This window comes from Pseudarthrobacter sp. DSP2-3-2b1 (assembly GCF_049895945.1).
Classification (GTDB): Bacteria; Actinomycetota; Actinomycetes; order Actinomycetales; family Micrococcaceae; genus Arthrobacter.
Genome location: NZ_JAFCTI010000010.1, coordinates 97,646 through 110,986 on the forward strand (window position 1 = coordinate 97,646; position 13,341 = coordinate 110,986).

Here is a 13,341-nt window from a genome sequence, read left to right on the forward strand (position 1 = left end):
CGCTGCCCGGTCCGTGACCCCGGACCGGGCAGCGCTTTTTCATGAAGTTTCAACAAAAACTTGTGGCAACCGCTTGCCATTTCGTTGCCAAGTGACTAGGCTTACATACAGCGGAAAACACGTGGCGGCACTCGCCGGCTGAGAACAAACCAGCCCCGGCATCGCCAGAATCCACCGTTCATAGCATTTCAATAGTTCGCCGGCCTTCAGGGCGGCAGCGGGTAAAGGAGCCCAAATTATGAAAAAGCTGAACAAGCTCAGCATCGTCGGCTATGGAGCCGGCGATGCCGCCAATAACCTTGCTTTCACCACCGCCACCATGTTCCTGCTGGTGTATTACACGGATGTGGCAGGAATTTCAGCTGCCGCGGCGGGAACCCTGCTTCTGGTGGTCAGGCTTTTCGACGCCTTCGCCGATGTTTTCGCCGGCCGGATTGTGGACCGCACATTCAGCAAGCGGTTCGGCAAGTTCCGCCCGTTCATCATGTTCGGCTCTATCCCGCTGCTCCTGCTGAGCGTGGCAACGTTCTCCGTCCCCCAGCTGGGCGAGTCCGGAACCCTGCTGTACGCCTATGTCACCTACGCCGCCCTCGGCCTGGCCTACAGCCTGGTCAACATTCCGTACGGATCGCTTGCCGGAGCCATGACCCAGGACCCGGGAGAGCGCGCCAAGCTGGGCTCGGCCCGCATGGTGGGAGCACTCCTGGTGGGCTCCAGCCTGGGTATCTTCGTGGCCCCGCTGGTCAAGCCGGGCGCGGACCTCCAGTCGACCTTCACCACCATCACCCTCATCTTTGTGGTGATCGGTACGGCTCTCTATTTCTTCACGGCACTGACCGCCAAGGAACGCGTCCACCGCGACGTCCCCAACGTGACGTTCAAGCAAAGCGTGGACACCCTCAAGACCAACAAGCCGCTCATGATGCTATGCCTCAGTTCCTTCTTCTTCCTCACCGGCTACCTCGCGCTGACCTCGGTGCAGCTGTACTACCTGCGCGATGTGCTCGGCCGGCTGGACCTCTACCCGGTGCTGTCCATCATTCAGCTGGCGCTGACCTTCGTCCTGGCTGCCTTCATGCCCCGGCTGGTACGGAGCATCGGGAAGAAGAGCGTCTACATCTATTCCTCCTTCATCACTGTTACCGGCGGCGTGATCATCTTCTTCGCCCCGGCCGGCCAGATCTGGATCGGCTTCAGCGGCCTGGTCATCAGCCTCGTAGGCGTCCTCGCCGTCAACATTGTGGTGTGGGCGCTGGAAGCAGACACCGTGGAGTACGGCGAATGGAAGACCGGCGTCCGCACCGAGGGAATCACTTACGCGCTGTTCTCCTTCACCCGCAAGTCCGGACAGGCAGTCGGCGGCGCACTGGCCGCTTACGCCCTAGCGCTCGGCGGATACAAGTCCGGAGCAGTCCAGACGCCCGAGGCCTTGTCCGCCATCCAGTTCGCCGCCGGCGCCATCCCCGCCGTCCTGACGATCCTTGCGGTATTGGTCATGTCCAAGTACAAGTTGACTGATGCCAAGCATGCGGAGATCCTCAGCGAGATCAGGGCACGCCGGGCCAACCCGGCTGCTGCAGGAGGCGCGGCGGACGCCAACGGTGGCACCGCCGCCCCCAAACCCCTGGCATCACACTCCAACTAAGATCACCTGACCTGAAGTCCTTGAAAGGATCTGCCGTGAAAATCATTGCCGCCGAAGTTTTCGTGACAAGCCCGTCCCGAAACTTCGTGACCCTGCGCATCACTACGGACGACGGGGTTACCGGCATCGGTGACGCCACCCTGAATGGCCGCGAACTCGCTGTCGCCGCGTACCTCAAGGAGCACGTTGCGCAGCTGCTGATCGGCAAGGATCCGCACAAGATCGAGGACACCTGGCAGTTCCTCTACCGCAGTTCGTACTGGCGCCGCGGGCCGGTCACCATGGCGGCCATCGCCGCCGTCGACATGGCGCTCTGGGACATCAAGGGCAAGATGGCGAACATGCCGGTCTACCAGCTCCTCGGCGGCGCTTCACGCAACGGCCTGCGGGCCTACGGGCACGCATCGGGCGCAGATATCGAGTCGCTGTTCGATTCGGTCCGGGAGCACCTTGAGCTTGGCTACAAGTCGGTCCGCATCCAGACCGCAGTTCCCGGCATCAAGGCCGTCTACGGCGTTGCCGCCCAGGCCCAGGCCTCGGGTGAGCGTTACGACTACGAGCCCGCCGGCCGCGGTGCGTTCCCGGTGGAAGAGGACTGGGACACCCGTGCGTACCTGCGCCACCTGCCCACCGTGTTCGAGGCCGTGCGCAATGAGTTCGGCCCGGAACTGCCGCTGCTCCACGACGGACACCACCGCATGACCCCCATCCAGGCGGCCAAGCTCGGCAAAGCCCTGGAACCGTACGATCTGTTCTGGCTTGAGGACTGCACCCCGGCCGAAAACCAGGAGGCCCTGCGCCTGGTCCGCCAGCACACCACCACGCCGCTGGCCATCGGTGAAATCTTCAACACGGTGTACGACTACCAGACCATCATCAAGGAACAGCTGATCGACTACGTCCGCGCAGCCTCCACCCACTTCGGCGGCATCTCCCCGCTGAAGAAGGTCATGGATTTTGCCGCCCAGTACCAGATCAAGTCCGGCTTCCACGGCCCCACGGACATCTCCCCGGTGGGCTTCGCCGCCCAGCTGCACGTTGGCCTGGCCATCCACAACTACGGCATCCAGGAGTACATGCAGCACTCCGACGCCACCAACACGGTGTTCGAGCAGTCCATGACCTTTGTGGACGGCTACCTGCACCCGGGCGACAAGCCCGGCATCGGCGTCGAATTCAACGAGGAAGCCGCAGCGGCCTACCCGTACCAGCAGGCCTACCTGCCCTACAACCGCCTCGTTGACGGCACCGTCCATGACTGGTGAGGCACTGCCGGTGACCAGCAACCCATCAGCCGCCAACGAAGAAACTGCTGCCGGTTCCAAAATCCGCGTCATTGTCATGGGCGTCTCAGGCTGCGGCAAGACCACCATCGGTGACCTCGTGGCACGCGAACTCGGTGTCCCGTTCCTGGACGGCGATTCGCTGCACCCGGTGGAGAACGTCGCCAAGATGGCAGCCGGTACGCCGCTGACCGACGAGGACCGGTGGCCCTGGCTTGCCACCGTGGGCTCCAGGCTTGCGGCTGCGGGCGACGGCGGCCTGGTGCTCGCTTGCTCGGCGCTTCGCCGCAGTTACCGCGACGCCATCCGCGCCCAGGCACCGGACACCGTCTTTCTTCACCTGCACGGCAGCAAGGAGGTGCTGAGGGCTCGGACTGAAGGGCGCTCAGGACACTTCATGCCGCCCGCCCTGCTTGATTCCCAACTGGCCACGCTTGAGCCGCTGGAATCAGACGAGGCTGGAGTGGTGGTGGATATCGCCGCCCCCGTGAACCAGGTGGTTATTGACGCGCTGGCCGGCATTGCCGCCGCCGCGAACGCAGCCGCGCCGGCTTCCGCCGGTGCCGCTTCGGGTGGCATCAGCACCGCCGGCCCAGTGGGCACCCAGCCCCGGCAGTTCGACGTCGACCTCCAGGCTGCTCCGTTCAACCTCGATGACGCCGGTGTTGAGTGGGTCAACGCCACCATCGCTTCGATGACCCTCGAGGAGAAGATCGGGCAGCTGTTCATCAACCACAACAACGACTACTCCCCGGAGTACCTCGACGGTGTGCTCGAGAACTACCACGTGGGCGGCATGCGTTACCGTCCGGGACCCTCGGCGGCCGTGCAGGAGCACATCCGCTACGCCCAGTCGAAGTCCAAGGTGCCGCTGCTGGTGGCGTCCAACCCGGAAATGGGTGGGGCCGGAAGCTGCGACGACGGCACGTTCGTGTCCACACACCTGCAGGCCGGCTCGCACCCGGACAAGTCCATTGCGCGCCAGATGGGTCAGGTGGCCGGCGTCGAAACAGCGGCACTTGGCTGCAACTGGGCCTTCGCGCCGATCGTGGACATCCACTACAACTGGCGGAACACGGTCATCTCCACCCGGGCCTTCGGCAACACCCCGGAGATCGTGGTGGAGCGGGCCAAGGAGTACTTCGACGGCATCAGCGAGGCTCCCACTGCCTGCGCCATGAAGCACTTCCCAGGTGACGGGATCGATGAACGGGACCAGCACGTGGTCACGTCCTACAACACCCTCGGCTATGAGGAGTGGAACCGGACGTACGGCCACGTTTACCGCGAAATGATCGGGCACGGCGTGCAGTCCATCATGATCGGGCACATCGGGGCGCCGGAGCTTTCCCGGCACTTCCGCCCCGGAATGTCGGACGCGGACATCATGCCCGCCACACTGTCACCGGAACTCCTCCAGGACCTGCTCCGCGGCGAGCTCGGTTTCAACGGGCTGATCCTCACGGATGCCTCGCAGATGATCGGCCTGACCCAGGCGATGAAGCGCAAGGACCTTGTCCCCGCCACCATCGCCGCCGGGTGCGACATGTTCCTGTTCTTCCGCAACGCGGCCGAGGACTTCGCGTACATGCTGGAGGGCTACAAGTCCGGTGTCATCACCGAACAGCGCCTGAACGACGCCCTGCGCCGGATCCTGGCGCTCAAGGCGAGCCTGGGCCTGCACAAGAAGGAACGCAGCGAGCTGGTTCCACCGGTTGAAGCGCTGGCCGCCATTGGCAGCGGCGCCCACCGTGCCATCGCGGCAGGGATTGCGGACAAGACCGTCACGCTGGTCAAGGACACCGCCAACAACCTGCCCATCACCCCGGAAACGCACAAGCGCATCCGGCTGTATGGCATCTCCGGCGGCTCCGACTTCACCATGGCGGATCCGTTGGCTTACCTGGACGTGGTGGCTGAGGAACTGGAGCGGGCAGGCTTCGACGTGCACGTCTTCAAAACAGCCGCGCAGCGCAAGGCCGCAGGGGAAGAGGGCGTGAACTTCATGTCTGTCATCTCCGAAGAAGCAACGGGGGACTACGCGGAGAAGTACGACGCCGCGTTTGTGTTCGCGAACGTGAAGGGCTTCGCCCAGGAAGCGGCCATCCGGATCAAATGGTCCACCCCGATGGCGGCCGAAATTCCCTGGTACGTCACTGAGGTTCCCACCGTGTTTGTCTCGCTGAACCAGCCCAACCACCTGATCGATGTGCCGATGGTCAGGACCGCCATCCACGCCCATGCCGGGTCCGTGGAAGCCATCCGCGCCACGATCGAGAAGATCATGGGCAAGTCCGGGTTCCAGGGAACGTTCAACGAGAACGTTTTCTGCGATTCCTTCGACACCAGGCTGTAGCACGCGCTCGACACGCTCAGGCCGCACGCGCACTAATTGCGCGTGCGGCCTTTGTGTGTGCAGCGTAGCGTGGGTGCATGGAGCTGACAGGGTGTTTGGTGGCTGGCGGCGGACCGGCCGGCATGATGCTGGGCCTGCTCCTGGCCCGTGCCGGTGTGCAGGTCACAGTCCTGGAAAAACACGGCGATTTCCTCCGGGATTTCCGCGGCGACACTGTGCACGCCTCCACTATCAGGCTGATTGACGAGCTGGGCCTGGGCGAGGGATTCCGCAATCTTCCGCAGAGCCGGCTGACCAGGGTCGCCTTTCCCATCCCGGGCGCCGGCCTGGTCACCCTCGGCGATTTCACGTCTTTGAAGCCCCCGTACAACTACATCGCCATGATGCCGCAGTGGGACTTCCTGAATTTCCTGGCCACGGAGGCCGCGCGGGAACCCTCCTTCACGCTCCTGATGGAGCACGAGGCGACGGCGTTAATCTACGACGGCGGACGGGTCGCCGGTGTCCGCTACCGGCGGCGCGCGGGTTCTGGTGGCGCCGATTCGGCGGGTGAGGACGGCGAGCTGTACGCGGACCTCGTGGTGGCAACGGACGGGCGGCATTCGGTCCTGCGCCGGGCCGCCGGCCTGCAACCGAAGGAGTACCCGGTTCCCTTCGACACCTGGTGGTTCAAGCTCCCGCGCCACGCTTCAGAAAAGGGCGCAGTGGCAGGCATCGTGCCGGCCTTCGGGGACCGGGAGGCGATGATTGCCCTGTTCCGCGACGACTACTACCAGATGGGGTACCTCGGCCCCAAGGGAGCGGATCAGCGGATCCGTGCAGAAGGGCTTGAACTGTTCCGCGAGCGCGTGGCGGCCCTGCGCCCCGATCTGGCGGACCGGGTGGACGCTATCCGGACCCTCGACGATCTCCACTGGCTGGACGTCCGGCTGGACCGGCTGCGGCATTGGTACGTGGATGGGCTTTTGTGCATCGGAGATGCCGCCCATGCCATGTCGCCGGCGGGCGGCGTGGGCATCAACCTGGCCATCCAGGATGCGGTAGCGGCGGCGGGCAAGCTGGCCCCGGTATTGCTCCGGGGGAGGCCCAAGGTCAAGGATCTGGCCGCGGTCCAGCGGCGGCGGCGCATGCCCACCGTGGCGCTCCAGACCGTCCAGCGCATCATGCACCGGGCAGTGTTCGTCCCGTTGTTTGCCGGCAGGATGACCGGGCCGCCACCGGTCCTGCTGTTCTTTGTCCGGCACGCCCCCGTGGTCCGGCGGCTCCTGCCCCGGCTGATCGCATTCGGACCCAGGCCCGAGCATGCGCCCGCTTTTGCCCGAGCCACTAAACTGGACCCCATGACTTCCCCCACTGACACTGCAGTTGACGCTGCCGCCGCACGTGCCCGCCTGCTGGAACTGATCAAGGAACTCGCCGTGGTCCGCGGCAAGGTGATTCTGTCCAGCGGTGCTGAGGCTGACTACTACATCGACCTCCGCCGCATCACGCTGCATCACGAGGCTTCCAAGCTGGTGGGCCAGGTCATGCTCTCGCTGGTGGACGACGCCGGTATTGACTTTGAGTGCGCCGGCGGACTGACCATGGGTGCTGACCCCGTGGGCACCGCCGTGATGCACGCAGCTGTGGACGCTGGCCGCACCGTGGACGCCTTCGTGGTCCGCAAGGCGCAGAAGTCCTACGGCATGGGCCGCCAGGTGGAGGGTCCGTCCGTCGACGGCCGCAAGGTGCTGGTCCTCGAGGACACGTCCACCACCGGCGGGTCCGCGCTGACCGCCGTCGAAGGCGTCCGCAAGGCCGGCGGCAACGTGGTGGCCGTCGCTGTGATCGTGGACCGCGACACGGGAGCAAAGGAAAAAATCGAGGCAGAGACGGGTGTGCCGTACCTCTTCGCGTTCGGCAAGGACGAACTGGGCCTCTCCTAATCAGGAGCCGGCCGGACCCCGGGATAAAGCCGGGTCCGGTTGGACGGGCGCAGGGAGGGTACCCTAAAATTGCTCAACCCCCTTTTGCAGCCATTGGAGAACGCGCCATGCTCCCACCGGACCTCCCTTTGAACACCACCGAGCAGGTTCAGAACCTTATTATGGACAGCGCGGATTTCGAGCAGTTCCTGAACGAACTGGCCAGGTTTTCAGCCCACCAGATGGCGGGCGACGGCGATGACGCCCTCTGCGGCATCACCCTCCTCCGGGACCGCAAGGCAGCCACCATCGGGTGGAGCAGCGATTCGGCCCGCGAAGTGGACGAGATCCAGTACTCCCTGTCCCAGGGCCCCTGCCTGACTGCCGCCGAAGAGGAGCGTGAAGTCAACGTCCCGGACCTCTTTGAGGAAGACCGGTGGGGCCCTGACTACGCCAACGCCGTGGCCGCCCACGGCCTGCGTTCGGTATTGTCGCTGCCGTTCAACCTCCAGGGGGAAGCGAAAGCCGCCCTCAACCTCTACTCCGACGTGCCGCAGAAATTCGACGAACGTGCGGCCGCCAAAGCCCGAGGCTACACACGGGAGATCTCTCAGGCCCTGCGCCTTGCGGTCCGGTTCTCGCTGCACACTGACAGCGCAGCAAACCTGCGGGCCACCCTGGAATCCCGGACCACGATCGACATCGCAGTGGGCATCGTGATGGCACAAAACCGCTGCAGCCAGGACGCGGCTGTCCGCATCCTCACGGAAGCCTCGAGCAACAGCAACACCAAGCTGCGCAATGTCGCCAAGTCCTTGGTGGAGTCTGTGGGCGGGAATGCGAGCCGCACCCACTATCAGGAGCCGGGGGCAGCACAGGCAGGCTGACGCCTGTTTGCCGCTTGTGCCGGGCCCCGGTCCGAGGATAGGCTCTACGAGGTTGAGCCGTCGGCCATAGACACCCTTAATTGGAGTACCTATGGACCGCTCATTGAACGCCCTCCTCACGCGTGACGCACTCACGGATACTGTCCGGATTGACGTCCGCGGAAGCCTCAACGGCGCATCCCGCCCCTCGCTCGTCCACCTGATCACCCGCATCCGTGGCATGGGCATCCCGTCCCATATTTGTGTGGATCTCTCCGGGGCCGCGCTCGTGGAGTCAGGTGCGCTCGCCGGCCTGCGCATCGTCCTCAATGCCCTGGACCAGGCGTCATTCACCGGAGTTGCCGGGGCCGGAGTCTCGCTGGTGCTCAGTGGCAGTGCGGACGGCTCAGCGCAGGCAAACGGGTCCGGCGGGCAGTTGCTCGTATTGACCGATGCCCTGACAGATGGGCCCCCTGCTGCGCAGCTCAATTCCGGCGGCGCTGCCTTGTTGGCGCAGGGCTTGACGGGATATACCGACGATGAGCTTTTTACTGCGAGCGACTCGATTTTTGCGCAGCTGGACACCCCGGGGGCATTCGGGGGGCCGGACCTGCTTGGCCGGTACAAAGACGTTGGGGAGGAAATTTCCCGCCGGAAACTCTTGAGCGGCCCGGCCGGGCCAGCCGCCGAAAGCGTCTACGAGCCAGCCGGCGAGGGTCAGATAGCCAGCTGACTCCGCTGCCCACCTGAGGCGTTCGGAACCTGAGCATGCGGGTACGCTCCCTCAAATGCAGCCGAAAGTTGCAGGACAGGCTGACGCTGTGACTACGGTAGATACGTGCCGTATAAGGGGGAAGACCCGCAGGAACGTCCTGGACAGCCGGGCCCCGACCTTGCCCGGCTGCTGGCCAGTGCTGCCTCCCTCAAGCGGTTCTCCCGCCGGGGCTTCCTGGCGGGCGCGGGAGCTTCGGCAGTGTTGGTGGGGGACATGCTGGTCACCCGCACGGTCCAGGCGGAACGGCGTGTGAACAGGATCCTGCCGGTTCCGGATGACTTTGCGGACGCCTACTATCCGGATGCCAGCTGGTTTCTTTTCCCCGGCTATAAGACGAGCTGGGAAGAAGCGCAGTGGATCCTGAACGCCCTGCGGGGGGCGCTTAACCAGCGTGGCCGGCTCGCCGCCGTCGGCTATTCCAACCTGGGGCTGGACATTGATGGACTGGTCATAGCAGTGATCGAGCACGTCAGGGCCAACAAGCTCACCAAGCTGTTCTTCTACGGCCACAGCTTCGGCGGCATGGTGGCCACCCAGGTGGCGGCCCGGCTCCGCGAACTCCACGGCGTCGAAGTGGCGTTTATCGTTCTCGACTCCAGCCCCTACAGCAGGCACGACGTTCTGGACCAGAGCTGGTTTGACGGCGTGGTGTTCCTCTACGAGCGCGGTTTCAGGGTGCCCTCGGTGGTGCGCGGAGGCTACGAACTGGGGGAGCGCGTGATCCACAAGGACGAGCGGAGCTGGCGGCAGATCCTTGACCAGACGCTGGAACAGCTGTCGCCCATCGCCCCGTCGAGCGTGCTGATCCAGACCGAGTCCGCCTACATCTACCACTTCGAAGGGCTCCGGTTCATGGACCGGCTTGGAGGCACCAAGATGGCGTACATCGGCAATCCCCGCGACCGGACCGTCAGGTACCAGACGGCGCTCGAGGCGTGGGCCGTGGCATTCCGGACCAACATGGTTTCCACAGATCTCCAGACCGAGGGTGCCTTGCCGGCGCACGCCAGCCCCGGCTGGAATCCCACCGTCTACCGGCCCGTCCTGCAGCAGCTGCTGGACGAGTTCTTCCCGCTGCCCCGCGGAGGCTCCAGGGTGAGTGTTTTCTAGATCTGGTTCTTCAGGTCAGCCACGGAGTTCAGTACCTGGTTGGGCCGGAACGGAAAGGATGCAATATCCTCGCGCTGGGTAATGCCGGTCAGCACCAGTACCGTGTGCAGGCCCGCTTCCATCCCCGCGACGATGTCAGTGTCCATCCGGTCGCCGATCATGGCGGTGGTTTCGGAGTGCGCGTCGATCTGGTTCATCGCCGAACGGAACATCATGGGGTTCGGTTTGCCCACGACGTACGGTTCCCGGCCGGTGGCTTTGGTGATGAGCGCGGCGATGGCCCCCGTTGCCGGCATGGGGCCGTCCTTGGACGGGCCCGTGGCGTCCGGGTTGGTGGCGATGAAACGGGCCCCCGCCAGGATCAGGCGGATGGCCATCGTGATGGCTTCAAAAGAGTAGGTGCGGGTTTCGCCGAGCACCACGAAGTCCGGATCCTGGTCGGTGAGGATGAAGCCTGCCTCGTGCAGCGCCGTCGTGAGTCCCGCCTCCCCAATCGTGTAGGCGCGGTTGCCGGACCCGGAACCCCGCACCTGGTCCTTGAGGAACTGTGCCGTGGCGAGCGCGGAGGTCCAGATGTTCTCTTCCGGGACCTCCAGCCCGGAGGCACGCAGCCGTGCGGCCAGATCGCGCGGGGTGAAGATGGAGTTGTTCGTCAGCACCAGGAAGCGCTTTGAGGTGTCCACCCAGCGCTGGATCAGGTCAGCGGCGCCGGGGACCGGCTGGTTCTCGTGGACCAGCACACCGTCCATGTCTGTGAGCCAGCATTCAATTTCCTGGCCGCTGCGGTAAACCGCGGGTGATCCTTTAACCTGGTCTGCCTGTGCCATATATACCTCCGCCGGTGATGGATGCTCCAACGCTCCAGTCTAGTGTTGAGGGGTGAATGAAACGCCCGGAAACCCAGCCGAACCGCAGCCACCGAACGGCGAGGCATCAGAGCCGCCGTCGGAACCCAAGGCGGAGGTCGGCGTCGGGCCCTGGGAGGGCGGTCTGCCTGAAGGTGACCACTGGGACCCCGAGCTCCTGGCCGACGGCGACCGGCGGAACGTGGTTGACCAGTACCGCTACTGGAAGCACGACGCAATCGTGGCTGACCTCGATTCCAAGCGGCACAACTTCCACATCGCCATCGAAAACTGGCAGCACGACATGAACATCGGCACGGTGGTGCGCACCGCCAACGCCTTCCTCGCCAAAGAAGTCCACATCATCGGGCGACGCCGGTGGAACCGACGCGGAGCAATGGTCACCGACCGCTACCAGCACGTCCGCTACCACCCCACCGTGGATGAGTTTGTTACTTGGGCCCAGGGGGAGGGGCTGGCCATCATCGGCATCGACATCTTCCCGGACTCCGTACCGCTGGAAACCTACGAGCTCCCCAAGGACTGCGTGCTGGTGTTCGGCCAGGAGGGGCCGGGGCTGACACCGGAGGTCCACGAGGCCGCCCTGGCCACCCTCTCCATCGAACAGTTCGGCTCCACCCGCTCCATCAACGCCGCCTCCGCTGCGGCCATCGCCATGCACGCCTGGATCCGCCAGCATGTGTTCAACCAGCACGTCTGAGCAAGTATTACCGGCCCCCTCTCCCACCCCCCTTCCGACGCTCTCTCAGTTATCGCAGGTTTTTGACCAACCCTCTCTCCCTTTCTTCAAGAAAGGGAGAGGAGGGTTGGGAATTAAGCGTCTTTAAGGGAGAGAGCGTTCCGGGGGCGTGTTGCCGGATCCCCCTCCGGGCGGGAGTATTACCGGCCCGCGTGACCGGAAACACGGCGCCGGGAAAGAACTGGCTAGGATGGTTCCTAGCCGACGAGGTTCACTCCAGGGCCTGATCGGCCCGCAGACGAAATTCACTTTAGGAGTCAGCATGCCCATTGCAACCCCAGAGATCTACTCCGAGATGATCGACCGCGCAAAGGCGGGCGGATACGCATTTCCAGCCGTAAACGTCACCTCCTCGCAGACGCTTAACGCAGCCCTGCGCGGTTTCGCTGAGGCCGAGTCCGATGGCATCGTCCAGGTATCCACCGGCGGCGCCGCCTACTGGTCCGGCGCAGCCACCAAGGACATGGTTGCCGGTTCATTGGGCTTCGCCGCGTTCGCCCGGGAAGTGGCCAAGAACTACGGCGTCAACATCGCCCTGCACACGGACCACTGCCCCAAGGACAAGCTGGACGGCTTTGTCCTGCCGCTCCTGGCAGCCTCCGAAGCCGAGGTCAAGGCCGGCCGCAACCCGATCTTCAACTCGCACATGTGGGACGGTTCGCACGAGCCGCTGAACGAAAACCTGAGCACCGCCCGCGAACTGTTGGAGCGCACCGCAGCCGCGAAGATGATCCTCGAAGTTGAAATCGGCATCGTCGGTGGCGAGGAGGACGGCGTCGAGAACGCCATCAACGACAAGCTGTACACCACAGTTGAAGACGCCCTGGCCACCATTGAAGCCCTCGGTGCCGGCGAGAACGGCCGCTACATCACGGCCTTGACCTTCGGCAACGTGCATGGTGTGTACAAGCCCGGCGGCGTGAAGCTCCGCCCGGAGATCCTCAAGGACATCCAGGCCCAGGTGGGTGCCAAGCTCGGCAAGGACAGCCCGTTCGACCTCGTGTTCCACGGCGGCTCCGGCTCCTCGGACCAGGAAATCGCCGACGCCGTCTCCTACGGCGTGATCAAGATGAACATCGACACCGACACCCAGTACGCCTACACGCGTCCCGTGGTGGACCACATGTTCAGGAACTACGACGGCGTGCTGAAGGTGGACGGCGAAGTGGGCAACAAGAAGCTCTACGATCCGCGCGTCTGGGGCGCCTCCGCCGAAGCCGGCCTGTCTGCCCGCGTCGTTGAGGCGACCAAGCAGCTCGGTTCGGCCGGAAAGACGTTCTAGGCATGTCTGACGAGTTCCGGAAAAACCTGATGGGCCCTGAGCCCACGCTCCTGCCTGCCGAGACCGAGGTCTACCAGCAGCTGGAAGCGGGCCAGGAGGCCCTGGACCTCGTGGCCAGGAACCCGACGTCCTCACTCCTGTGGGCTGTGCTGGCTGAAGAGGCCTGGGCCGAGGGCCGGGTCATTGACTCCTACGCCTACTCCCGCGTCGGCTACCACCGCGGCCTCGACTCACTGCGCCGCAACGGCTGGCGCGGCACCGGGCCCATCCCGTGGGAGCACGAGCCCAACCGCGGCTTCCTGCGGGCGCTCTACTCCCTGGGCCGGGCTTCTGCGGCGATTGGCGAAGCGGAGGAGCCGGAACGGATCGAGAAGTTCCTGAACGACTCCGATCCGTCCGCGAAAGCAGCCATCGAGGCCAAGTAGAAATCGGGCATGACGACGGCGGGCGGGGCCCCATTAGAAAAAGTTGACCGCCGGCGGCGGGGGTTTGGGGGGGTTGTGCCCCCGTTAATA

Annotated in this window: 11 protein-coding genes; 10 read left to right on the forward strand and 1 reads right to left on the reverse strand. The window is 64.6% G+C overall.

What is annotated here, in order from left to right:
- Positions 1 to 238: 238 nt before the first annotated feature.
- The 7 genes from uidB (at position 239) to ACP7AX_RS13515 (ending at position 9,939) form a co-directional block, all read left to right on the forward strand.
- Positions 239 to 1,645, forward strand: a complete 1,407-nt coding sequence (gene uidB / locus ACP7AX_RS13485; protein WP_426226956.1) for a glucuronide transporter — start codon at positions 239 to 241, stop codon at positions 1,643 to 1,645.
- Between the two features lie 35 nt (positions 1,646 to 1,680).
- Positions 1,681 to 2,910, forward strand: coding sequence for a D-mannonate dehydratase ManD (gene manD, locus ACP7AX_RS13490; RefSeq protein ID WP_131684608.1), 1,230 nt, complete (start codon positions 1,681 to 1,683; stop codon positions 2,908 to 2,910).
- Positions 2,911 to 2,986: 76 nt separating this feature from the next.
- Entirely contained in the window at positions 2,987 to 5,284 is a 2,298-nt protein-coding gene (locus tag ACP7AX_RS13495) for a gluconokinase, GntK/IdnK-type (RefSeq protein WP_426227062.1), read from the forward strand.
- Between the two features lie 77 nt (positions 5,285 to 5,361).
- Positions 5,362 to 7,209: an orotate phosphoribosyltransferase gene (pyrE, locus tag ACP7AX_RS13500; RefSeq protein WP_426226958.1), complete on the forward strand. Its 1,848-nt coding sequence runs from the start codon at positions 5,362 to 5,364 to the stop codon at positions 7,207 to 7,209.
- Positions 7,210 to 7,316: 107 nt separating this feature from the next.
- Complete coding sequence (locus ACP7AX_RS13505; RefSeq protein WP_426226960.1) at positions 7,317 to 8,075, forward strand: GAF and ANTAR domain-containing protein; 759 nt, start codon at positions 7,317 to 7,319, stop codon at positions 8,073 to 8,075.
- A 91-nt stretch (positions 8,076 to 8,166) separates the two neighbouring features.
- On the forward strand, positions 8,167 to 8,787 hold the full coding sequence (locus tag ACP7AX_RS13510; protein ID WP_426226962.1) for a hypothetical protein: 621 nt from the start codon (positions 8,167 to 8,169) through the stop codon (positions 8,785 to 8,787).
- Between the two features lie 105 nt (positions 8,788 to 8,892).
- Positions 8,893 to 9,939: an alpha/beta fold hydrolase gene (locus tag ACP7AX_RS13515; RefSeq protein ID WP_426226964.1), complete on the forward strand. Its 1,047-nt coding sequence runs from the start codon at positions 8,893 to 8,895 to the stop codon at positions 9,937 to 9,939.
- On the opposite strand, the gene ACP7AX_RS13520 is transcribed toward ACP7AX_RS13515, so the two are convergent.
- Positions 9,936 to 10,766 (reverse strand): HAD-IIA family hydrolase, encoded by an 831-nt coding sequence (locus tag ACP7AX_RS13520; RefSeq protein WP_426226966.1) that lies wholly within the window; start codon positions 10,764 to 10,766, stop codon positions 9,936 to 9,938. The two genes, ACP7AX_RS13515 and ACP7AX_RS13520, sit on opposite strands and share 4 nt — an antisense overlap.
- A 52-nt stretch (positions 10,767 to 10,818) precedes the next feature.
- On the opposite strand from ACP7AX_RS13520, the gene ACP7AX_RS13525 reads away from it, so the two are divergent.
- From ACP7AX_RS13525 to ACP7AX_RS13535, 3 genes are all read left to right on the forward strand, one after another.
- On the forward strand, positions 10,819 to 11,505 hold the full coding sequence (locus tag ACP7AX_RS13525) for a TrmH family RNA methyltransferase (RefSeq protein WP_426226968.1): 687 nt from the start codon (positions 10,819 to 10,821) through the stop codon (positions 11,503 to 11,505).
- A 301-nt stretch (positions 11,506 to 11,806) separates the two neighbouring features.
- A complete protein-coding gene (gene fbaA, locus ACP7AX_RS13530; protein ID WP_164202582.1) occupies positions 11,807 to 12,826 on the forward strand; it encodes a class II fructose-bisphosphate aldolase in 1,020 nt (339 codons plus the stop codon).
- A gap of 2 nt (positions 12,827 to 12,828) precedes the next feature.
- Positions 12,829 to 13,251 carry a DUF3151 family protein gene (locus ACP7AX_RS13535; protein ID WP_131684600.1) on the forward strand — a complete coding sequence of 141 codons (423 nt, stop codon included), beginning with the start codon at positions 12,829 to 12,831 and terminating at the stop codon, positions 13,249 to 13,251.
- The last annotated feature ends 90 nt before the right edge of the window (positions 13,252 to 13,341 follow it).